The 24240-nt window shown below is 71.4% G+C and carries 1 protein-coding gene; it reads left to right on the forward strand.

The features are described from left to right. Positions 1-18: 18 nt before the first annotated feature. Positions 19-24045 (forward strand): type I polyketide synthase, encoded by a 24027-nt coding sequence (locus ACFPIJ_RS00490; RefSeq protein ID WP_380112506.1) that lies wholly within the window; start codon positions 19-21, stop codon positions 24043-24045. Positions 24046-24240 lie beyond the last annotated feature (195 nt).

A 24240-nucleotide genomic window follows, 5' to 3' on the forward strand; every position in this document is an offset into this window, starting at 1 on the left:
CCTACGTGGGAGAACCTCATGAGCGACCGCGCCGAGAAGACCGTTGAGGCACTGCGCGCCTCCCTGAAGGAGATCGAGCGCCTTCGGCAGCAGAACCGGGAGCTGCTGAACGCCGAATCGGAGCCGATCGCGATCGTCGGGATGAGCTGCCGGCTGCCGGGTGGGGTGTCCTCGCCGGAGGAGTTGTGGCGTCTCGTCGACGGTGGCGTCGACGCGATGAGTGGGTTCCCGACCGATCGCGGCTGGGAGTCCGTGGATGGGGACTTCGCCAGGGTTGGTGGGTTCGTCGCGGACGCGGCCGGGTTTGATGCGACCTTGTTTGGGATCAGTCCGCGTGAGGCTGTGGCGATGGATCCGCAGCAGCGGTTGTTGCTGGAGGCTGCGTGGGAGGTGGTGGAGCGGGCGTCGCTGGATCCGCTGTCGCTGCGCGGGACCCGCACGGGTGTGTTCGTCGGTGCGTCGACGTCCGGTTATGGGTTTGGTGGGACCGGTGAGGGCGACGGCTATCTGCTGACCGGCACCGCGAACAGTGTGATTTCGGGTCGGGTGGCGTATGCGCTGGGGTTGGAGGGCCCGGCGGTGACGGTGGACACGGCGTGTTCGTCGTCGCTGGTGGCGTTGCATCTGGCGTCGCAGGCGTTGCGGGCTGGTGAGTGCAGTCTGGCGGTGGCTGGTGGGGTGACGGTGATGCCGAGCCCGGCGGTGTTCGGGGAGTTCGCCCGGCAGGGTGGTCTGGCTGGTGACGGCCGGTGTAAGTCGTTCGCGGCTGGCGCGGACGGGACCGGCTGGTCTGAGGGCGTCGCGGTGCTGCTGGTGGAGCGGTTGTCCGACGCGCGCCGGTTGGGGCATGAGGTCCTGGCGGTGGTGCGGGGCAGCGCGGTGAACCAGGACGGTGCGTCGAACGGGTTGACGGCGCCGAACGGTCCGTCGCAGGAGCGGGTGATCCGTCAGGCGCTTGCCAATGCGCGGTTGGTGGCGGATGACGTTGACGTGGTGGAGGGGCACGGTACGGGGACGAGGCTCGGCGATCCGATCGAGGCGCACGCGTTGCACGTGGCGTATGGGCGGGCCCGGGGGTCGGGTCGGTCGTTGTGGTTGGGGTCGTTGAAGTCGAACATCGGGCACACGCAGGCTGCGTCTGGTGTGGCTGGTGTGATCAAGATGGTGATGGCGATGCGGCACGGGACGTTGCCGCAGACGCTGCACGTCGACGCGCCGAACCCGCACGTGTCGTGGGGTGTCGGTGAGCTGGAGTTGTTGACCGAGTCGCGGTCGTGGCCGGAGACGGGTCGGCCGCGTCGTGCGGCGGTGTCGTCGTTCGGGATCAGCGGCACCAACGCACACACCATCATCGAGCAGGCCCCGCCGGCGGCGGAGCCGGAGCACGCCGGTGTCACGCCGCGGATGGGTGGCGTGCTGCCGGTGGTGGTGGCGGCCCGGTCGACGGCTGCGCTGCAGGCTCAGGCGGGCCGGTTGCGGGAACTGCTGCACGCCGACCCGGAGCTGGACCTCGTTGATGTGGCATGGTCGCTGATGACCACCCGGGCCGCGCTCGAGCAGCGGGCGGTGGTCCTGGCCGATGACCGTGACAGCCTCACCGCCGCCCTCGAAACCCTGGCCGCCGGTGGCAGCGGGTCGCAGCTGGTCACCGGCTCGGTTGCGCCGGGCCGCACCGCGTTCCTGTTCACCGGTCAGGGCGCCCAGCGTGCCGGCATGGGTGCTGGTCTGTGTGAGCGGTTCCCGGTCTTTGCCGAGGTGTATGACGACATCTGCGGTCGCTTCGCGGCGTTGCTGGATGAGCCGTTGCGCGAGGCGGACCTGAATCAGACCGTCTACACGCAGGCGTCGCTGTTCGCGGTCGAGGTGGCGTTGTTCCGCCTCGTGGAGTCGTTCGGAGTCAAACCGGACTTCCTGCTGGGTCATTCGATCGGTGAGCTCGCCGCCGCGCATGTCGCGGACGTGCTGTCGCTGGATGACGCGGTGGCGCTGGTCGCGGCGCGGGGCCGGCTGATGCAGGCGCTGCCGGCCGGCGGGGCGATGCTGGCGGTGCAGGCGACCGAGGCCGAGGTGCTTTCCGCGCTGGAGCCGTTTGCCGGTCGGGTCGACATCGCCGCCGTCAACGGTCCGACGTCGATCGTGGTGTCCGGTGAGGCGTCGGCGATCGACGGGCTCTTCAAGGACCGTAAGACCTCGCGGCTCAAGGTGTCGCACGCGTTCCACTCGCCGCTGATGGAACCGATGCTGGACGAGTTCCGCGCCGTCGCCGCCGGCCTCACCTATGCCCCGCCGCGCATTCCCATCATCTCCAACCTGACCGGCCTGCCGGTCGAGGTGCACTCCGCCGACTACTGGATCCGGCACGTGCGCGAAGCCGTCCGGTTCGCCGACGGCGTCGCGTGGCTGGAATCCAACGGCGTCACGAGGTTCCTGGAGGTCGGGCCGTCCGGGGTGCTGACCGCGATGGCGCAGCAGTGTCTGACCGGTGACGTCGTGCTGGCCGCGGCGTTGCGCAAGGACCGCGACGAACCCACCACCTTCCTGCACGCACTGGGCACGCTCCACGTCAGCGGCACGGGTGTGGACTGGGCCGGGGTTGTGCCTCAGGGCCGGGTCGTGGGTCTGCCGACGTATGCGTTCCAGCGGGAGCGGTACTGGCTGCAGGAGGCGGTTGTCGCGTCTGTTGATCCGGATGAGGTCCGGTTCTGGGATGCGGTGGAGGGTCAGGATTCGGGTGCGGTGGCTGGGGCGTTGGGGTTGGACGACGCTGGGTTGCTGGATTCGGTGTTGCCGGCGTTGTCGTCGTGGCGGCGGGGTCGTCGTGACCGGTCCACGGTGGATGGTTGGCGGTACGTCGTCTCGTGGGAGGGTCTGCCCCGGACGATGTCAGCCCTGGCGGGCACGTGGGTTGTTGCGACCGGCCCGGGTGACGCTGCTGGGGATGTGGCGGAGGCGTTGCGGCTGGCTGGCGCCGACCCGGTGGAGCTGCCGTTGACCGACGCCGATCTGGACCGTGCTGCCCTGGCTCGCCGGCTGGGGGCGTTGCCGCAACCGGCCGGAGTCGTTGTGGTGTGCGGTTCTGATCTGGAGCCGGTGATGCCGTTGGCGGTGTCGGCGACGGTGGTGCTGGTTCAGGCGCTGGCTGATCTGGGGTCGTCGGCGAAGGTGTGGGGCGTGACGCGGGGCGCGGTCGCCGTGGATGCGAGCGAGCGGGTCTCGGCTGTGGCTGCGGCGCAGCTTTGGGGTTTGGGTCGTGTGGTCGCCCTGGAGCAGCCGCATCGCTGGGGTGGCCTGGTTGATCTGCCCGAGCGGGTCGACGCGGACCTGGCTGGTGTGCTGGCTGGCGTTCTTGCTCAGGCTGGTGAGGATCAGGTTGCGGTGCGCCGGTCTGGTGTGTTCGCGCGCAGGCTTGTGACCGCCCCGGCGTTCGATGTGTCGGCTCGTCGGGTGTGGCGGCCGCGGGGAACGATCCTGGTGACGGGTGGCACCGGCGGTCTGGGCGGTCACGTCGCCCGTTGGCTGGCCGGGGTGGGTGTGCCGCATCTGGTGTTGACGAGTCGTCGTGGCCCGGACGCGCCAGGTGTTGCGGGCCTGGTGGAGGAGTTGACCGCGTTGGGTGCGCGGGTGACCGTCGCCGCCTGTGATGTGGCTGATGGTGACGCGGTCGCGGAGTTGCTCGCCGCGGTGCCGGCGGACCTGCCGTTGTCGGGTGTGGTGCACGCGGCGGGGGTGGACGACGCAGTCGAGATCGCGGATGTGGAGCTTGATCGGTTCTCCGCGGTGTTGAGCGCGAAGGTTGCCGGTGCGGCGCATCTGGACCGGTTGTTGGCCGGGGTTGAGCTGGATCTGTTTGTGGTGTTCTCGTCGATTGCCGGTGTGTGGGGTAGTGGTGGTCAGGGTGCTTATGCGGCTGCGAATGCGTTCCTGGACGCGTTGGTGCAGCAGCGCCGCGCGCGCGGCGAGGCAGGCACGGCACTGGCGTGGGGCCCGTGGGCTGAAGCCGGGATGCTGGTTGACGCTGGCGCGGAGGCATACCTGCGGCGCCGTGGTCTCGTGCCGATGCCGCCCGCGCTCGCGGTGAAGGCGCTTGCCGCGGCCGTGGAACACGCTGACGGCAGTGCCGTGGTCGCGGATGTGGACTGGTCCCGGTTCTGTGAGGTGTTCACCGCGGGCCGTGCGAGCCGCTTGTTCGACCTGCTGCCTGGTGTTGCCGTGCCCCCCGCCGCCGAGTCCGGCGGCGATGCGGCGATGCGGCGCCGCTTGCTGGAGGTTCCGGGTTCGCAGCAGCGTCAGGTGGTGTTGGCGTTGGTGCGCTCGGAGGTGGCCGCGGTGCTGGGTCACGCCGACGCTTCGGGGGTGGAGCCTGGGAAGCCGTTCAAGGCGTTGGGGTTCGATTCGCTGACCGCGGTGGAGTTGCGAAACCGATTGAGTGCGGTGACGGGGCTGACGCTGCCAGTCGGGATGGTCTTCGACTACCCCACCCCGCTCGCCCTCGCTGAGCACCTCCGTGGTGCGTTGCTGGGCGAGGCCGGTCCGGTGGAGGCGGAACCGGTGGTGCAGCGGCCGGTTGATGAGCCGATCGCGATTGTCGGGATGAGCTGCCGCTACGCGGGTGGCGTCGACAGCCCCGAAGACCTGTGGCGTCTCGTCCGCGACGGCGGCGACGGCATCACGGTATTCCCGGCCGACAGAGGTTGGGATGTGGAGGCGTTGTACCACCCCGACCCGGACAACCCGGGTACCTCCTACACGCGGGAGGGCGGGTTCATCGGCGGTGCCGCGGATTTCGACGCGGAGCTGTTCGGTATCTCGCCCCGTGAGGCCCTGGCGATGGATCCGCAGCAGCGGTTGTTGCTGGAGTCGGCGTGGGAGGCATTCGAGCGCGCCGGTCTGGACCCGCGCTCCCTGGCCGGCACCCGGACCGGCGTGTTCGTCGGTTCGAACAGCCAGGACTACCTGGCGTTGTTGGCTGGTGGTTCGTCTGATGCCGAGGGATACCTGGCCACGGGCACTGCGGCGAGTGTGATTTCGGGTCGGATCGCGTACGCGTTCGGGCTGGAGGGCCCGGCCGTCAGCGTCGACACGGCGTGTTCGTCGTCGCTGGTAGCGCTGCACCTGGCGGTGCAGTCGCTGCGGGCCGGGGAATGCTCCCTGGCGGTGGCCGGTGGTGTGGCGGTCATGTCGACGCCCGGGATCTTCACCGAGTTCTCCCGTCAGCGTGGCCTTGCCACGGACGGTCGTTGCAAGGCGTTCGCGGCCGCCGCTGACGGCACCGGCTGGGGCGAAGGCGTCGGGCTCCTCCTCATCGAACGACTGTCGGACGCCCGCCGCAACGGCCACCAGGTCCTGGCCGTGGTCCGCGGCACTGCTATCAATCAGGATGGTGCGTCCAACGGTCTGACGGCTCCGAACGGTCCGTCGCAGCAGCGGGTGATCCGGCAGGCCCTTGCCAGCGCCGGCCTGACCGCCGCCGATGTCGATGCTGTCGAGGCGCATGGCACCGGCACGAGGCTCGGCGACCCGATCGAGGCCGAGGCACTGCTGGCCACCTATGGCCAGGGCCGCCCCGAGAACAGCCCATTGTGGCTCGGCTCGATCAAGTCGAACATCGGCCACACCCAGGCCGCGGCCGGCGTGGGCGGCATCATCAAGATGGTCATGGCCATGCGGCACGACCTGCTGCCGCAAACCCTGCACGTGGACGCGCCGTCGCCGCACGTGGACTGGTCCTCGGGTGCGGTGGAACTGCTGACGGAGGCCCGGTCCTGGCCCCGTAGCGACCGCCCGCGGCGTGCGGGTGTGTCGTCGTTCGGGATGAGCGGCACGAACGCACACGTGATCGTCGAGGAACCCGAACCGTCGCCCGTGGTGGAGCCGTCGGTTGTGGCGGGTCCGGTGCCGTGGCTGATCTCCGGCAGGTCCCCGGCGGCGTTGCGGGCACAGGCGGCACAACTGGCGTCGCTCGCCGGCGCTGACGTGGTGGCGGTGGCTCGCGCTCTGGCGACGACCCGCGCCGCGCTGGAGCACCGCGCCGTGGTTGTGGCCGAGGACGCGGCCGGTTTCATCGCCGGTCTGGAGACGGTCGAGCCGGTGAACGCGGCGGCGGGTTCGACTGGTGTGGTGCTGGTCTTCCCGGGCCAGGGCGGTCAGTGGCCGGGCATGGCGGTGGAGCTGTTGGAGAGTTCGCCGGTGTTCGCGGCCCGGTTGCGGGAGTGCGACGCGGTGCTGGACTTCCCCCTGGTCGAGGTCCTGACCGGTGAAGATCAGGAGTGGCTGGAGCAGGTCGACGTCGTCCAGCCGGTGCTGTGGGCGGTGATGGTGTCCCTCGCGGCGGTGTGGGAGTCGTTCGGGGTCCAGGTCGCTGGGGTGGTCGGCCACTCGCAGGGTGAGATCGCGGCAGCGGTCGTCGCTGGTGCGTTGAGCCTGGCTGATGGTGCGTTGGTGGTGTCGGCGCGGTCGCGGTTGTTGCGGGATTTGGCCGGCACGGGCGGCATGCTGGTCGTCGGCGCCCCGGTGGACGAACTTGGTGAGTTGCCCGACGGTGTGAGTGTCGCGGCGGTCAACGGCCCGAGGCTGATTGTGGTGTCCGGCGACAACGCAGGCTTGGACACCGTCGCCGCAGCGTGTGCCGAGCGGGGTGTGTGGGCGAAGCGGGTCCCGGTGGATTACGCCTCCCATTCGGTGCATGTGGAGGCGATCCGGGAGCCGCTGCTCGCAGCTCTGGATGGGTTGACCGCGCAACAGTGCCGGTTGCCGTTCTACTCGACGGTGACGGGCGAACTGATCGACGGCAGCACGTTGGACGCCCGGTACTGGTTCGACAACCTGCGTCACCCGGTCCGGTTCGATGACGTCATCGCATCGCTGGTCGCCGACGGGCACACCGCGTTCGTCGAAGTCAGCCCGCATCCGGTGTTGACCGGCGGCGTCGGTGAACGCGCCAACGTGGTGGTCGGGACCCTGCGCCGCGATGAGGGTGGCTGGGACCGGATGCTGCGCTCCGCCGGCGAACTGTGGGCCGCGGGCATTGAGGTCGACTGGACAACGACGCTCGGCGAGAACACGGGAACCGTGGACCTGCCGACGTATCCGTTCCAGCGGCAGCGGTTCTGGCCGTCGGGCGCGGGCGAGGCATTGCTGGGCACCGCCGTACACCTGGCAGAAGGCGACGGCACAGTGTTCACCGGTCGCCTAACGCTGAGCACCCACCCGTGGCTGGCCGACCACCGGGTCCTGGACCGGGTGCTGCTGCCCGGAACCGCGTTCGTCGAACTCGCGTTGCACGCGGGTGCGGTGCGGGAACTGACGATCGAAGCACCCCTGGTCATCCCCGACACCGGCGGCGTGACCCTGCAGGTTCGGGTCGGGGCGCCGGATGAGACCGGTGATCGGCCGGTCCGGATCTCGTCCCGCAGCGAAGACTCCTGGACGCATCACGCCACCGGCCTCATCGCCGCCGAACCCACAAACGCCGCCTTCGACCTGACCGCGTGGCCCCCACCCGGCGCCGAGCCGATCGACCTGGACGGGTTCTACGAACGCGGCGCAGAAGCCGGATACGGATACGGCCCGGCATTCCAAGGCCTGCGCAAAGCATGGCGGCACGGCGAAAACGTTTACGCCGACGTGGCCCTGCCCGACCCCGCGACCGCAGCCGGGTTCGGTCTGCACCCGGCCCTGCTCGACGCCGCCCTGCACGCCGCGAGCCTCGGCGACTTCATCACCCCCGGCGAGATCCGGCTGCCGTTCGCGTGGACCGGCATCAACCTGCACGCCATCGGCGCGGCCGCCGTCCGGGTCCGGATCGCCAGCGCCGGCACCGACAGCGTGACCGTCGACATCGCCGACAACACCGGCGCCCCCGTCGCCAGCATCGACAGCCTGACCCTGCGCCCCGTGTCGGCGGACCGGCTGGGCGCACCCGAGGACGCCGCCCTGCGCGAGGCCCTGTTCACCGTGGAATGGGCGCCACAGTCGCACGACATGGCGGCGGCGACCGGTGACGCGCGGGCAGTGGTGCTCGGCGACCCCGACACCGCCGAACTCCTGGGCCTGCCGCACCTCACGGCACCCGGCGACCTGGCCGCTCCGACCACGGTCGTGCTGCCACTGCTGCGGCGGGAAACCGGACCCGACGCCGCCGCGGTCCACGCCGCCGCACGTCGGGCCCTGCAGGCGGTGCAGGAGTGGCTGGCGGACGACCGCACCGCCGGGAGCAACCTCATCGTGCTCACCGAGGGCGCGGTGCCGGCCGGCGGGCCGGTGTCCGACCTGGCCGGCGCGGCCGTCTGGGGCCTGCTGCGCTCGGCGCAGTCCGAGAACCCGGACCGCCTGACGCTGGTCGACATCGACGACACCGACGCCTCCCGGCGCCTCGTCGCCGGCGCCGGCGAACTCGGCGAGCCGCAGATCGCGCTGCGCGCAGGCCGGGCCTGGCGGCCGCGCCTCACGCGGGCGTTGCCCCCCACCGAACTGCGGCCCCCGGCCGGCAGCGACGCGTGGCGCCTCGACATCGTCGGCGACCGCACCCTTGAGCACCTCTCGCTCGTGCCCGCGCCCGACGCCACCGGGCCGCTGCTCCCGGGACAGGTCCGGGTCGCGATCCGCGCGGCCGGCATCAACTTCCGCGACGTCCTCATGGCCCTCGGGATGTATCCCGAACCGGCCCTCATGGGCTCCGAGGGTGCCGGTGTCGTCGTCGAGGTCGCACCCGACGTCACCGACCTCACCCCCGGCGACCGGGTCTTCGGCTCGCTCCATGGCACGTTCGGCCCGCTCGCGGTCACCGACCGCAACCTGCTCAGCCCGATGCCCGCCGGCTGGACGTTCGCCGAGGCCGCGTCGGTGTCGACCGCCTACCTGACCGCCTACTACGGACTGCGCGACCTGGCCGGCCTCCGTGCGGGCGACACGCTCCTCGTCCACGCCGCCGCCGGCGGGGTCGGCATGGCCGCGGTGCAGCTGGCCAGGCATTGGGGTGTCGAGGTGTACGGCACCGCGTCACCGTCGAAGTGGGACGCGCTGCGTGGTCTCGGGCTGGACGACGCGCACATCGCCTCGTCCCGGGACCTGGACTTCGAGGCGACGTTCCGGGCCGCGACCGGTGGCCGGGGCGTGGACGTGGTGCTCAACTCGCTCGCCGGGTCGTACGTCGACGCCTCGCTGCGGCTGCTCGCGCCCGGCGGCCGGTTCGTCGAGATGGGCAAGACCGACATCCGGGGCGCGGAGAGCGCCCGCCCGGACATCACCTACCGGGCGTTCGATCTGACCCAGGCCGCGTGGACCCGCGTCCGCGACATCCAGACCGAGATTGTCACGTTGTTCGAGCAGGGCGCGCTGTCGTTGTCGCCGGTGACGGTGTGGGACGTGCGCGAGGCCGCGGCGGCGTTCCGGCACATGAGCCAGGCCAAACACATCGGCAAGAACGTGTTCACCGTCCCGGCCGCGCCGCAGGGCACGGTCCTCATCACCGGTGGCACCGGTCTGCTCGGTGGCCTGTTCGCCGAACACCTCGTGCGTTCCTACAACGTCCGTGATCTGGTACTGACGAGCCGGCAGGGCATGGACGCGCCCGGCGCCACAGACCTCGTCGACCGCCTCGCCGAGCTCGGGGCCCACGCCGAGGTCGTCGCCTGCGACGCCGCCGACCGCGACGCCCTCGCCGCGGTCATCGCCGGTCGGGCGTTGGCCGGTGTCGTGCATTGTGCCGGGGTTCTGGACGACGGGGTGTTCGCTTCGTTGACCCCTGACCGGCTCGATGCGGTGCTGCGTCCGAAGGTGGATGCCGCGGTACTCCTGCATGAGCTGACGAAGGACATGGACCTGGCCTGGTTCGTGGTGTTCTCCTCAGCATCGGCGACGTTCGGGACCGCAGGACAGGCCAACTACGCCGCCGCCAACGCGTTCCTCGACGGCCTCATGTCACACCGGCGCAGCCTCGGCCTGCCCGGCCTGTCACTGGCCTGGGGACTGTGGGCCGAAGCCTCAACCATGACCGGCCACCTCGAGGACCGTGACAAGACCCGCATCGGCGGCACCCTGACCAACGACCACGGCCTCGCCCTGTTCGACCGTGCCGTCGACCACGCGAACCCGCACCTGGTGCCGATCGCCGTCGACCTGCCGGCGCTGCGCACGGCCGGCGTGCCGGTCCCCGCGCTGCTGCGTGGCCTGGTCCGGCCGCAGGTCCGCCGCGCCGCAGCGAGCACCGCCGCGGCCACGCCGTTCGCCGACCGATATGCGACGCTCGCCGCGGACGACCGGCGGCAACTGCTGCTCGACCTCGTCACCACCAACGCCGCCGCCGTCCTCGGGCACGCGGACCGGGGCGCCGTCGACGCCGACCGGGCCTTCCGCGACCTCGGCTTCGACTCCCTCACCTCCGTCGAACTGCGGAACCGGCTCGCCGCGGCCACCGGCACCCGGCTGCCGGCCACGCTCGTCTTCGACTACCCGACCCCGGCCGTCCTCGCCGCCCACCTCGACGAGCGGATCGCCGGTGCAGCGGCGTCCCCCGCCGCCCCGGTGCGCCACCGCGACGCCGGCGTCGACGACGACGCCATCGCGATCGTCGGCATGAGCTGCCGCCTCCCCGGCGGCGTGCAATCCCCCGAGGACCTGTGGGAGCTGCTCACCGCCGAGGCGGACGCCATCACACCGTTCCCGGGCGACCGTGGCTGGGCACTCGACGCGCTCTACGACCCCGACCCGGATCATCCGGGCACCTCGTATGTCCGGGAGGGCGGGTTCGTCGCCGACGCCGACGGCTTCGACGCGCGACTCTTCGGGATCTCCCCCCGCGAGGCCGTCGCCATGGACCCGCAGCAGCGGCTGCTCCTCGAGGCGTCGTGGGAGGCGTTCGAGCGCGCCGGGATCGCGCCGACCTCGGTACGCGGCAGCCAGACCGGCGTGTTCGTCGGCGGCGCGTCGTCGAGCTACGGCATCGGCGTCGACCTGCCCGACGGGGTCGAGGGGCACCTGCTCACCGGTATCGCCAGCAGCGTGATGTCCGGGCGGCTGTCATACCAGTTCGGCCTCGAAGGACCCGCGGTCACGGTCGACACCGCCTGCTCGTCGTCGCTCGTCGCGCTGCACCTCGCCGTCCAGGCGATCCGGCAGGGCGAATGCTCGCTCGCCCTCGCCGGCGGCGTCACCGTCATCACCAACCCCGGCATCTTCACCGAGTTCAGCCGCCAGCGGGGACTCGCCGGCGACGGCCGCTGCAAGCCGTTCGCCGCGGCCGCCGACGGCACGAACATGGCGGAGGGCGTCGGCATCCTCGTCCTCGAACGCGTCGCCGACGCCCGGCGCAACGGCCGCCGCATCCTCGCGGTCGTCCGTGGCAGCGCCGTCAACCAGGACGGCGCCAGCAACGGCCTGACCGCGCCGAACGGGCCCGCGCAGCAGCGGGTCATCCGGCAGGCCCTCGCCAGCGCCCGCCTCGCACCATCCGATGTGGACGCCGTCGAGGCGCACGGCACCGGCACCGAACTCGGCGACCCGATCGAAGCGCAGGCGCTGCTGGCCACGTACGGCCAGGACCGCACCGACGACCGTCCACTGTGGCTCGGCTCGGTCAAGTCGAACATCGGCCACACCCAAGCAGCCGCCGGTGTCGCCGGGATCATCAAGATGGTCCTCGCGATGCAGCACGGCGTCCTGCCGCCCTCGCTCCACGTCGACGCACCGACCCCCCACGTCGACTGGAGCGAGGGTCGGATCGAGCTGCTCACCGGCGCGGCGCCATGGCCGGAAACCGGGCGGCCGCGACGGTTCGGCGTCTCCTCGTTCGGCATCAGCGGCACGAACGCGCACGCCATCTTCGAGCAGCCGCCCGCGGATCCGGTGCCCGTGACCCCGCCCGCGACCGGCGACGCCGTTGCCTGGCTGCTGTCGGCGCGGACCGGGCCGGCGCTCGCCGCGCAGGCCGCCCGGCTGCGGGCCGTGATCACCGCGGACCCGTCGGTGTCACCCGCCGACGTCGCGGTGTCACTCGCCGCCGGCCGCGCGACGCTGGAACACCGGGCGGCCGTCGTCGCCGCCGACACCGACGCGTTCCGGGCCGGCCTCGCCGCGATCGAAGCGGAACACGGAGGCGCCGGCGTCGTGCGGGGCGTCGTCGGCACCGGCCGCACCGCGTTCCTGTTCACGGGCCAGGGTGCCCAGCGCGCCGGGATGGGTGCTGGTTTGTGTGAGCGGTTCCCGGTCTTCGCCGAGGTGTACGACGACATCCGCGGCCGATTCGCGGCGCTGCTGGACGAGCCGCTGCGGGACGCGGACGTGAACCAGACCGTGTACACGCAGGCGTCGTTGTTCGCGCTGGAGGTGGCGCTGTTCCGCCTGGTGGAGTCGTTCGGGGTCAAACCGGATTACCTGCTGGGACACTCGATCGGTGAGCTCGCGGCCGCGCACGTCGCGGGGGTGCTGTCGCTCGACGACGCGATCCAGCTCGTCGCGGCACGTGGCCGGTTGATGCAGGCGCTGCCGGCTGGTGGGGCGATGCTGGCCGTACAGGCCACCGAAGCCGAAGTCCGGACAGTGCTGGAGCCGTTCGCCGGCCGGGTCGACATCGCCGCCGTCAACGGCCCGACCTCGATCGTGGTGTCCGGTGAGGCGTCGGCGATCGACGGACTCTTCAAGGACCGAAAGACATCGCGGCTGAAGGTCTCGCATGCGTTCCACTCGCCGTTGATGGAGCCGATGCTGGAGGAGTTCCGGGCGGTCGCCGCAGGCCTCACCTATGCGCCGCCGCGGATCCCGATCGTCTCCAACCTCACCGGGCAGCCGGTGCAGGAGTACACCGCGGACTACTGGGTCCGGCACGTGCGGGACGCCGTCCGGTTCGCCGACGGCGTCGCGTGGCTGGCCGGGAACGGGGTGACCAGGTTCCTGGAGGTCGGGCCGTCCGGCGTGCTCACCGCCATGGCACAGACCTGCCTGCCCGACAGCGACCGCACGTTCGTCGCGGCCCTGCGCGCCGACCGTCACGAGCACGAAACCCTGCTGCTGGCGCTGGCGGCGCTCCACGTCGTCGGTGCGTCCGTCGACTGGGTGAGCCTCCTCGCCACGGACGGCGGCCGGACGATCGACGTGCCGACCTACGCCTTCCAGCGCGAACGCTACTGGCTCGACCCGGTGCGCCCGGGCGACCGGCCGGCCACCGGCGAGCCGGACGCCATCGAGGCGAGCTTCTGGGACGCCGTCGACCGCGAGGACCTCGAACGGCTCACCGGGGTCCTGCGCGCCGAGGACCCCGACGTGCTCGGCCCGGTCCTGCCGGTCCTGTCCTCGTGGCGGCGGCAGCACCGGGAGGCCTCCGTCGTCGACGCCTGGCGCCACCGCGCGCACTGGCGGGCGCTGACCGAACTGCCCGCCGGGCGGCTCACCGGCACCTGGCTGATCGTCGCGCCGGCCGGCTCAGACACCGGCCCGATCGCCGACGCGCTCACCCGCGCCGGTGCGACCGCGCAGCTCTTCGCCATGCCCGAGGTGGCAGCCGACCGGTACGAGCTCGCCGGCGCCCTGCTGGAGTACACCACCGGTCTGAGCGATCTCGCCGGCGTGCTCGCGCTCACCGGCCTCGCCGACGACCCGCACCCCGACCACTGCGCCGTCCCGATCGGGGTCGCCCGGACCCTGACCGTGCTGCAGGCGCTGGGCGACGCCGGCATCGACGTGCCTCTCTGGTGCGTCACGCGCGGCGCCGTCTCCATCGGCCGGGCGGATCCCCTGACCAGCCCAGCCCAGGCCCAGCTGTGGGGGCTCGGCCGGGTGGCCGCCCTCGAACTGCCGCACCGCTGGGGCGGCCTCCTGGACATTCCCGCCACCCTGAGCCCGCGGACCGGGGACCGCCTCGCCGGCGTCCTCGCGCAGCGCAGCGAGGACCAGGTCGCGATCCGACCGTCCGGCGCCTACAGCCGCCGTCTCGCCCCCGCCCCGGTCACCGGACCGGCCGCGCCGTGGCAGCCGCGTGGAACGGTACTGATCACCGGCGGCACCGGCGCACTCGGCGCGGAGGTCGCCCGCTGGGCGGCCGAACGCGGCGCCCCGCACCTGTTGCTCACCAGCCGGCGCGGCCTCGACGCACCCGGTGCCGCCGCGCTCGCCGACGAACTCACCGCGCTCGGCAGCCGCGTCACGGTCGCCGCCGTCGATGTGACCGACCGGGACGCGCTCGCCGCCGTCCTGGCCGGCGTACCGGCGGACGCGCCGCTGTCCGCCGTCGTGCACACCGCCGGCGTGACTGCCTCGGCCGAGCTCAACGACACCGACGTCGCCGCGTTCGCCGACGTCCTCGCAGCCAAGGTCGAGGGCGCACGCCACCTCGACGCGCTCGCCCCCGCCGACCTCGACGCGTTCGTCCTGTTCTCCTCCATCGCCGGTTTCTGGGGCAGCGGCGGGCAGGCGGCGTACGCGGCCGGCAACGCCTATCTCGACGCCCTCGCCGAGCAGCGCCACGCCCGCGGCGCCGCCGCGACGTCCGTCGCATGGGGTCCGTGGGCCGGCGCGGGCCTGGCCGCCGACGACACCATCCGGGACTATCTGCACAGGCGCGGCCTCGACGCCATGGCGCCGTCCCTCGCGGTGACCGCCCTCGCCCGAGCCCTCGACCACGGTGACGTCACCGTGGCGGTCGCGGATGTGGACTGGCCACGGTTCGCCGGCAGCTTCACCGCGGGCCGCCCCAGCCAGTTGCTCGCCGAGCTGCCCCAGCTTCGGGTGCGCCCGGCCGACACTGCCCCCGACACCGGCCAGGAGACGCTCATCCGGCGGCTGTCCGCACTCCGCCCGGCGGAACGGCAGCACACCCTGCTGGAGCTGGTCCGGGTCGAGGCCGCCGCGGTCCTGGGCTACGCCAGCACCGCGGACATCACGCCGACGAGCGCGTTCAAGGAGCTCGGCTTCGACTCGCTGACCGCGGTGGAACTGCGGAACCGGCTCGTCACCCACACCGGTGCGCAGCTGCCGGCGTCGCTCGTCTTCGATCACCCGACCCCGGTCGCCCTCGCCGAGCACCTGGCCGCGGCCCTGGGCCTGAACGAGACGGCCATAGCATCCGTCACCGTCCAGGCGTCTACTGTGGACGCTGATCCGATCGTGATCGTCGGCATGGGTTGCCGGTACCCGGGTGGTGTGGCCTCCCCGGAGGATCTGTGGTCGCTGGTTGAGTCCGGTGGTGACGGCATGTCGGCGTTCCCGGCCGACCGGCACTGGCGGATTCCAGCCGGCGCGAGCTACGCACAGGTCGGCGGCTTCGTCTACGAGGCGTCGCAGTTCGATGCTGCGTTGTTCGGCATTTCGCCGCGTGAGGCTCTCGCCATGGACCCGCAGCAGCGGCTGCTGCTGGAGGTGTCGTGGGAGACGTTCGAGCGGGCCGGGGTCGACCCGCGGTCGCTGCGCGGCCGTTCGGTGGGTGTCTTCGTCGGCGCGTCGAACTCCGGGTACGGCATCGGTGGCCGCCTCCCCGAAGGTGCTGAGGGGCATCTGCTGACCGGTGGTGCGAACAGTGTGATCTCGGGCCGGGTGGCGTACACGTTCGGTCTGGAAGGACCGGCCGTCACGGTCGATACGGCGTGTTCGTCGTCGCTGGTCGCGCTGCACTGGGCGGCTCAGGCGTTGCGGGCTGGTGAGTGTGAGCTGGCTCTGGTTGGTGGTGTGACGGTGATTGCTGGTCCGGAGGTGTTCGCGGAGTTCTCGCGGCAGGACGGACTCGCGTCTGACGGTCGGTGCAAGGCGTTCGCCGGCGCGGCGGACGGTACGGGTTGGGCCGAGGGTGTGGGTCTGCTGCTGGTGGAGCGCCTGTCCGACGCCGAGCGCAACGGTCATCAGGTCCTCGCCGTGGTCCGTGGGAGTGCGGTGAACCAGGACGGTGCGTCGAATGGTCTTACGGCGCCGAATGGTCCGTCGCAGCAGCGGGTGATCCGGCGGGCGCTTGCCGGTGCTGGGTTGACTGCTGCTGACGTGGATGTGGTGGAGGCGCACGGGACCGGGACCCGGTTGGGTGATCCGATCGAGGCGCAGGCGTTGCTGGCGACGTACGGGCAGGACCGGCCCGCGGACCGGCCGCTGCTGCTCGGCACCGTGAAGTCGAACATCGGCCACACGCAGGCCGCCTCCGGTGTCGCCGGGATCATCAAGATGGTGATGGCGATGCGGCATGAGTTGTTGCCGCGGACGTTGCACGTGGATGAGCCGACGCCGCAGGTGGACTGGTCGGCCGGTGCGGTGGAGTTGTTGACCGAGGCGCGGCCGTGGGTGGTGGGGGATCGCCCGCGTCGGGCGGGTGTGTCGTCGTTCGGTATCAGTGGCACGAATGTGCACACGATCATTGAGCAGGCCCCGGCGGCGGAGCATTCGACGTCCCCGGGCTGGACGGGCACGGTGCCGTGGGTGGTGTCGGCCCGTTCGGTGGAGGCGCTGCGTGGTCAGGCGGCGCGGCTGCGTGAGTTCGCGGCGGCGGATCCGTCGCTTGTTCCGGGTGTGGTGGGTGCGGCCCTCACGGTGTCTCGTGCGTCGCTGCCGCATCGTGCGGTGGTCCTCGCCGATTCGGTGGCGGGGTTCGTCGACGGTCTGGCGGCGCTGGAGCGGGACGCCGCGGCGGCCGATGTGGTGCGGGGTTCGGTAGGCGAGGGTCGCCTGGCGTTGCTGTTCACCGGTCAGGGTGCGCAGCGTTCCGATATGGGACGCGGTCTGTATGAGCGGTTCCCGGTCTTCGCCGACGCGTACGACGCGGTCTGTGCCCGGTTCGACCTGCTGCTGGACGTTCCGCTACGGGATGCGGATGTGAACCAGACCGTGTACACGCAGGCGTCGTTGTTCGCGCTGGAGGTGGCGCTGTTCCGTCTGGTGGAGTCGTTCGGTCTACGGCCGGACTTCCTGCTGGGTCACTCGATCGGTGAGCTGGCCGCCGCCCACGTTGCGGACGTGCTGTCCCTTGACGACGCGGTGGCGCTGGTCGCGGCGCGGGGCCGGTTGATGCAGGCGTTGCCGACCGGTGGGGCGATGCTGGCGGTGCAGGCGACCGAGGCGGAGGTCCGTTCCGCGTTGGAGCCGTTCGCCGGCAGGGTCGACGTCGCTGCGGTCAACGGTCCGACGTCGATCGTGGTGTCCGGTGACGCGTCGGTGATCGACGGGCTGTTCAAGGACCGTAAGACGTCGCGGTTGACGGTGTCGCATGCGTTCCATTCGCCGTTGATGGAGCCGATGCTGGAGGAGTTCCGGGCGATCGCTGCCGGCCTGACTTTTGCGCCGCCGCAGATCCCGATCGTGTCGAACCTGACCGGCCAGCTGGTTGAGGAGTACACCGCCGACTACTGGGTCCGGCATGTGCGTGAGGCGGTCCGGTTCGCTGACGGGGTCGCGTGGCTTTCGGGGAACGGGGTGAGCCGGTTCCTGGAGGTCGGGCCGTCCGGGGTGCTCTCCGCGATGGCGCAGGGCTGCCTCACCGGCGACGCCGTGCTGGCCCCGGCGCTGCGCAAGGACCGCGACGAGCCCACCAGCCTGCTGCACGCCCTGGCCGCCCTGCACGTCAACGGGGTCGGCATCGACTGGGCCCCGGCGTTGCCCGGCGGTGGGCATGTTGATCTGCCGACCTACGCGTTCCAGCGGCAGCATTACTGGATCGAACCGGCCGACGGTGTCGCTGCTGAGGCCGACCCGTGGCAGTACGAGATCGTCTGGAAGCCGCTCACCGGGCTCGACCGCGCCCAGCTCGCCGGCACCTGGCTTGTCGTTGCCCCCGGCGGCGACACCGATGTCGCCGCCGCTCTGGAACGGGCCGGGGTCGACATCGTCACGCTCACCGTCGACCCCGCGGACATCGACCGGTGGCGCCTTGCCGAAGAACTGCTGCAGCTCACCGAGGCCCGACCTGTCGCCGGTGTCCTCGCGGTTGTCCCGGACGACGACCGGGCGGTGTACCTGACCGCCGCGCTCGCCCAGGCCCTCGGCGACGCCGAGATCCCGGCCCAACTGTGGTGCCTGACCAGCGGTGCGGTCTCGACCGGCGCGGCTGACCCGTTGCGTGACGCGATCCAGGCTCAGGTCTGGGGTCTGGGCCGGGTCGCGGCGTTGGAGCTGCCGCAGCGTTGGGGTGGCCTGATCGACCTGCCCGAAACGTTGGATGGGCGGACCGGTGACCGGTTGGTCGCGGTGCTCGCGCAGCGTGTCGAGGATCAGGTGGCGGTGCGGGCCTCGGGTGTGTTCGGTCGCCGGTTGGAGCGGGTCCCGGCCGCTTCAGGCACGTCGTTCGCGGCGCCGTCGGGTGCGGTGCTGGTGACGGGTGGTACCGGCGCCCTGGGTGCGCACGTGGCGAGGTGGCTCGCCGCGGAGGGTGCCCCGGAGCTGGTGCTGACCAGCCGCCGCGGCCCGGACGCGCCCGGTGTGCCGGAGCTGGTCGAGGAACTCACCGCGTTGGGCGCGCACGTCACCGTCGTGGCGTGTGACATGGGCGATCGGGACGCGGTCGCAGCACTGTTGGCCGGTGTCGAGGACCTGGCGGGCGTGGTCCACGCCGCCGGCGTTCTCGACGATGGTGTGCTGGAGTCGTTGACTGCGGAGCAGTTCGAGGCGGTCCTGCGTGGTAAGGCTCTGGCGGCCGCGCACCTGGATGAGCTGACTGCTGGTCTGGATCTGTCGATGTTTGTGTTGTTCTCCTCGGTCGCCGGTACGGTCGGTAGTGCCGGTCAGGCGAACTACGCGGCCGCGAACGCGTTCCTGGATGCTTTGGCGCAGCAGCGTCGGGACCGGGGTCTGGTCGCGACGTCGATCGCGTGGGGTCCGTGGGCCGACGCGGGTATGGCGACCGACGACGTCGTCGCGCAGCGTCTGCGTCGTGGTGGGATGCCGCCGATGGACCCGGCCGGCGCCATCGCCGCGCTCGCGGCAGCGGCCGCCTCCGACCGGCCCGCCGTCATGGTCGCCGACGTCGACTGGACCCGCTTCGCCGCCGGTCGTGGCGGGCGGCTTCTCGCCTCGCTCACCCCTTCGCCCGTCGACGCCGAACCGGCCGCCGCGGACCCGGCAGCTGCCCTGCGTGCCCGGCTCATCGGAACGGGCGTCGCCGAACAGCGCCGCACCCTGCTCGAACTCGTCCAGACCCGGGCCGCAGCGGTCCTCGGCCACGCCACCGCACAAGCGGTCGAGCCGGGCACGGCGTTCCGTGACCTCGGCTTCGACTCGCTCACCGCGGTGGAACTGCGCAACCTCCTCACCGCCGCGACCGGCACCCAGCTTCCGGCCACCCTCGTCTTCGACCACCCCAACCCGGAGGCCCTTGCCGAACGCCTTCGCACCCTGCTGGTTCCCGACCACACCGCGATCGATGTCGTTTCTCCGTCCTTTGTGGATGGTGGGGATCCGGTGGTGATTGTGGGGATGTCGTGCCGGTTGCCGGGTGGTGTGGTGGATCCGGAGGGGTTGTGGGGTTTGCTGTCGGGTGGGGTGGATGGGTTGTCAGGGTTCCCGGTGGATCGTGGTTGGGGTGGGGGTCTACCGGTTGGGGTGGGTGGGTTTGTTGATGGTGTGACGGATTTCGATGCGGAGTTGTTCGGGGTTTCTCCGCGGGAGGCCCTCGCCATGGATCCGCAGCAGCGGGTGTTGCTGGAGCTGGTGTGGGAGGTGTTCGAGCGGGCGGGGATCGATCCTCGCGGGATGCGTGGTTCGCGGACGGGGGTGTTCGCGGGGACGAACGGTCAGGACTACGTGGGGGTGGTGGCCGGTTCGGGGGAGCGGTCGGTGGATGGGTTTGTGGGGACGGGGAATGCGGCGGCGGTGTTGTCGGGTCGGGTGTCGTATGTGTTCGGCCTGGAGGGGCCGGCGGTGACGGTCGATACGGCGTGTTCGTCGTCGTTGGTGGCGTTGCATTTGGCGGTGCAGTCGTTGCGGTTGGGTGAGTGTGGTTTGGCGGTGGTCGGTGGGGTGACGGTGATGTCGTCGCCGGGGGCCTTTGTGGAGTTCGCGCGGCAGGACGGTTTGGCTGGTGATGGCCGCTGTAAGGCGTTTGCGGCGGCGGCGGATGGGACAGGGTGGGGTGAGGGTGGTGGCGTGCTGTTGCTGGAGCGGTTGTCCGATGCGCAGCGCAATGGTCACCAGGTCCTGGCGGTGGTGCGTGGGAGTGCGGTGAATCAGGACGGTGCGTCGAATGGTCTGACGGCGCCGAATGGTCCGTCGCAGCAGCGGGTGATCCGGCAGGCTCTCGTCAATTCCGGTCTCAGTGCGTCTGATGTGGACGTGGTTGAGGCGCACGGGACGGGCACGAAGCTTGGTGATCCGATTGAGGCGCAGGCGTTGCTGGCGACGTATGGGCAGGATCGGCCGGTGGATCGTCCGTTGTGGTTGGGTTCGGTGAAGTCGAACATCGGGCACACGCAGGCCGCCGCCGGGGTGGCTGGTGTGATCAAGATGGTGTTGGCGATGCGGCATGGTGTTCTGCCGCGGACGTTGCATGTGGATGCGCCGACGCCGTTTGTGGATTGGTCGTCGGGCGCGGTGGAGCTGCTGACCGAATCTCGGCCGTGGGTGGGGTCGGGTCGGCCGCGGCGGGCGGGTGTGTCGTCGTTCGGGCTGAGCGGCACGAACGCGCACACCATCCTTGAGGCGTACGAGGACGCCGACGCGGTGGCCGATCAGGACCCGGTGACTGGCGTCGTGCCATGGACGCTGTCGGCGAAGACCGCAGAAGGTCTGCGGGGCCAGGCCGCCCGGCTGCGCCGGCACCTCGCGGTGCGGCCGGACGAACACCCCGCCGACATCGGTCGCGGACTGGTCACGGGCCGGGCGGTGCTCGAACATCGCGCCGTGATCGTCGGCGAGAACCGGGACGACCTCGCCGCGGGCCTGGCCGCCGTCGAACGTGACGAGCCCGCCCCGAACGTCGTCCGCGGCGTCGCGGGTGGCGGTCGCCTGGCGCTGTTGTTCGCCGGTCAGGGCGCCCAGCGTGCCCGCATGGGCGCCGGCTTGTACGAGCGGTACCCCGCCTTCGCCGATGCCTACGACGCGGTCTGCGCCCGGTTCGACACCCTGCTGGATCAGCCCCTGCGTGACGCCGACGTCAACCAGACCGTGTACACGCAGGCGTCGCTGTTCGCGCTGGAAGTGGCGCTGTACCGCCTCATCGAGTCGTTCGGTCTGCAGCCGGACTTCCTGCTGGGTCACTCGATCGGCGAGCTCGCCGCTGCCCACGTCGCGGACGTGCTGTCGCTCGACGACGCGGTCGCGCTGGTCGCCGCCCGTGGCCGGCTCATGCAGGCGCTGCCGACCGGCGGGGCGATGCTGGCCGTGCAGGCCACCGAAGCTGAAGTCCGGGCAGCGCTGGAGCCGTTCGCCGGCCGGGTCGACATCGCCGCCGTCAACGGCCCGACGTCGATCGTGGTGTCCGGTGAGGCCGAGGTGATCGACCAGCTCTTCACGGACCGCAAGACGTCGCGGCTGAAGGTCTCCCACGCGTTCCACTCGCCGCTGATGGAGCCGATGCTGGAGGAGTTCCGCACGGTCGCCGCCGGTCTGTCGTACGCACCGCCGCGGATCCCGATCGTGTCGAACCTGACCGGGCAGCCGGTCGAGGAGTACACCGCCGACTACTGGGTCCGGCATGTGCGCGAGGCGGTCCGGTTCGCCGACGGCGTCGCGTGGCTCGAAGCCAACGGCGTGACCCGGTTCCTGGAGGCCGGGCCGTCCGGCGTGCTCACGGGTATGGCGCAGGCCTGCCTGGCGGAGCACGACGGCGACCTCACGCTGGTGCCGTCCCTGCGTGCCGACCGCGACGAGACCACGTCCTTCCTCAACGCCCTCGGCGGCGTGCACACGGCCGGCGTCGGCGTGGACTGGCTGCGGCACTTCGGTGACCCCGGCCGCCGGGCGGACCTGCCCACGTATGCCTTCCAGCACCGCCGGTTCTGGCCCGAGTCCGTGACGAGCGGTCCGGCCGGCCCGGTCGACGGCGCCGAGGAAGACTTCTGGGAAGCGGTCGAACGCGAGGACGTCGCCGAGGTCGCCAGCAGCCTCGGCCTGGACGGCCCCGAGCGGGTCGCGCCGGTCCTGCCGGCGCTCTCGGCCTGGCGCCGCCGGCGCCGTGCCGACTCCACCGTGGACGGTTGGCGATACGAAGAAGCATGGAAGAGCATCACCGAACCGGCCGCCGCGACGCTCACCGGAACCTGGCTGCTGGTCGCCGGCGCCGACGAGCACACCGACATCGAGAAGGCACTGCACCTCGCCGGCGCGGACACCGTCCGGCTCCAGGTGCGGCCCGACGAAGACCGTGCCGCACTCTGCGACCGGCTCCGCGCCACCGCCCACCAGGCCGGCGGCCTCGCCGGCATCGTCTCGCTGCTCGCCGACGACGAAACGGGACACGGCCCGGGCGCCGTGGTGCCGGCCGGCGTCGCCGCGACGGTGCTGCTGCTGCAGGCCTTGGATGATGCGGGTCTGGGAGTGCCGGTGTGGTGTGTGACGCGTGGTGCGGTGTCGGTGGGTCGGGTGGAGTCGTTGCACAGCATGGTGCAGGCGCAGGTGTGGGGGCTGGGCCGGGTCGCGGCGCTGGAGTTCCCGCGGTGGTGGGGAGGGTTGGTTGACGTTCCGCGTCAGTTGAGCGGCGCTGCGGCCGGTCGGCTGGTGGGTGTGCTGGCTGGTGATGCCGAGGATCAGGTGGCGGTGCGTGCCTCGGGGGTGTTCGGGCGGCGGTTGGTGCGGGCGTCGGGGGTTGCGGCGCCGGCGGTGTGGGTGCCGCGGGGCAGTGTGTTGGTGACTGGTGGGACGGGGGCGTTGGGTGCGCATGTGGCGCGGTGGCTGGCTGGTCGTGGGGTGCCGCGGCTGGTGTTGACGAGTCGTCGTGGTCTGGACGCGCCGGGTGCCGCGGAGCTGGTGGATGAGTTGACGGCGTTGGGGGTGGTGGTGTCGGTGGTGGCGTGTGATGTGGCTGATCGGGATGCGCTGGCGGGGGTGTTGACGGAGATTCCGGCGGAGTACCCGCTGACCGCCGTCATCCACGCCGCCGGCGTGCCCGACACGACACCGCTGACCGACACGACCCTCGAGACCTTCGCCGAGGCGGTGCGGGCCAAGGTCGCCGGCGCCGTCCACCTCGACGCGCTGACCTCCGGCCTGGGCCTGGACGCATTCGTGGTCTTCTCATCCATCGCCGGCGTGTGGGGCAGCGGCGGCCAGGCGGCGTACGCGGCCGCCAACGCCTTCCTCGACGCGCTGATCCGGCAGCGCCGGACCCGCGGCCACGCCGGGACCGCGATCGCCTGGGGCCCGTGGGCCGGGTCCGGCATGGCCGCGACCGACGCAGCCGACGCGTACCTCCGAAGCCGCGGCCTGCTCCCGCTGGCGCCCGACCTGGCGATCGCCGCACTCGAGCGGGCCGTCGACGGCGGCGACGAGTGCATCACCGTGGCGGATGTCGCGTGGGGCCGGTTCGCCGAGACGTTCACGGCCGTCCGTCCGTCGCTGCTGTTCGCCGGCCTGCCCGAGGCGCAGCCAATCGAGGCGGCACCGTCGAACGCGCAAGCCGGCCCGGACGACGGCACCGGCCTGCGCGAGCGCATGCGGGTGCTGACCCGGCCGGAGCGGACCGACGCGCTGCTCACCCTCGTGCGCACCGAGGTCGCTGCCGTCCTCGGCCACACCTCGACCAGGGAGGTCCAGGCCGGCCGCGCATTCAAGGAGCTCGGGTTCGACTCGCTGACCGCGGTCGAGCTGCGCAACCGGCTCAACGCCGTCACCGGCCTGAAGCTGCCCACCAGCCTGATCTTCGACTACCCGAATGCGTCCGCTCTCGCGCAGTTCCTGCACGACGAGATCATCGGTGGGAACGTCAATTCGGTGGAGTCGTTCCTCAACCAGCTCGACGAGCTCGATGTGGCATTCTCCGACGCCGATCTCGACGGACTGGCCCGGGCAAAGGTCGCCGTGCGCCTGCAGTCATTGATGGCGAAATGGGCCACCGGCCAGCGCGCCGAGCAATCGTCGTCGGTCGACGAGACCCTGACGTCCGCCAGCGACGACGAACTGATCGACTTCGTCCGGCAGCAGCTGGGCGGCGCCTGAACGGCAGCTGCGATCCCGGCCCTGGCTGGGGTCAGTTTTAGGGGTGTCGACCCTGCCGCACCCGGCCATAGGCTGCCCGCAGCAGCATCTTCCGCATCCCCTCTCATTTCCTCACGCGTGCGGAAGATGCTGCGACTGATGCTGCCCACACATTGACGCGGGCCTTTTCGCCAGCCTGAGCAGGGGTGACCTCGA

It is taken from the genome of Dactylosporangium cerinum, assembly GCF_042653625.1.
Lineage (GTDB): Bacteria > Actinomycetota > Actinomycetes > Mycobacteriales > Micromonosporaceae > Dactylosporangium > Dactylosporangium cerinum.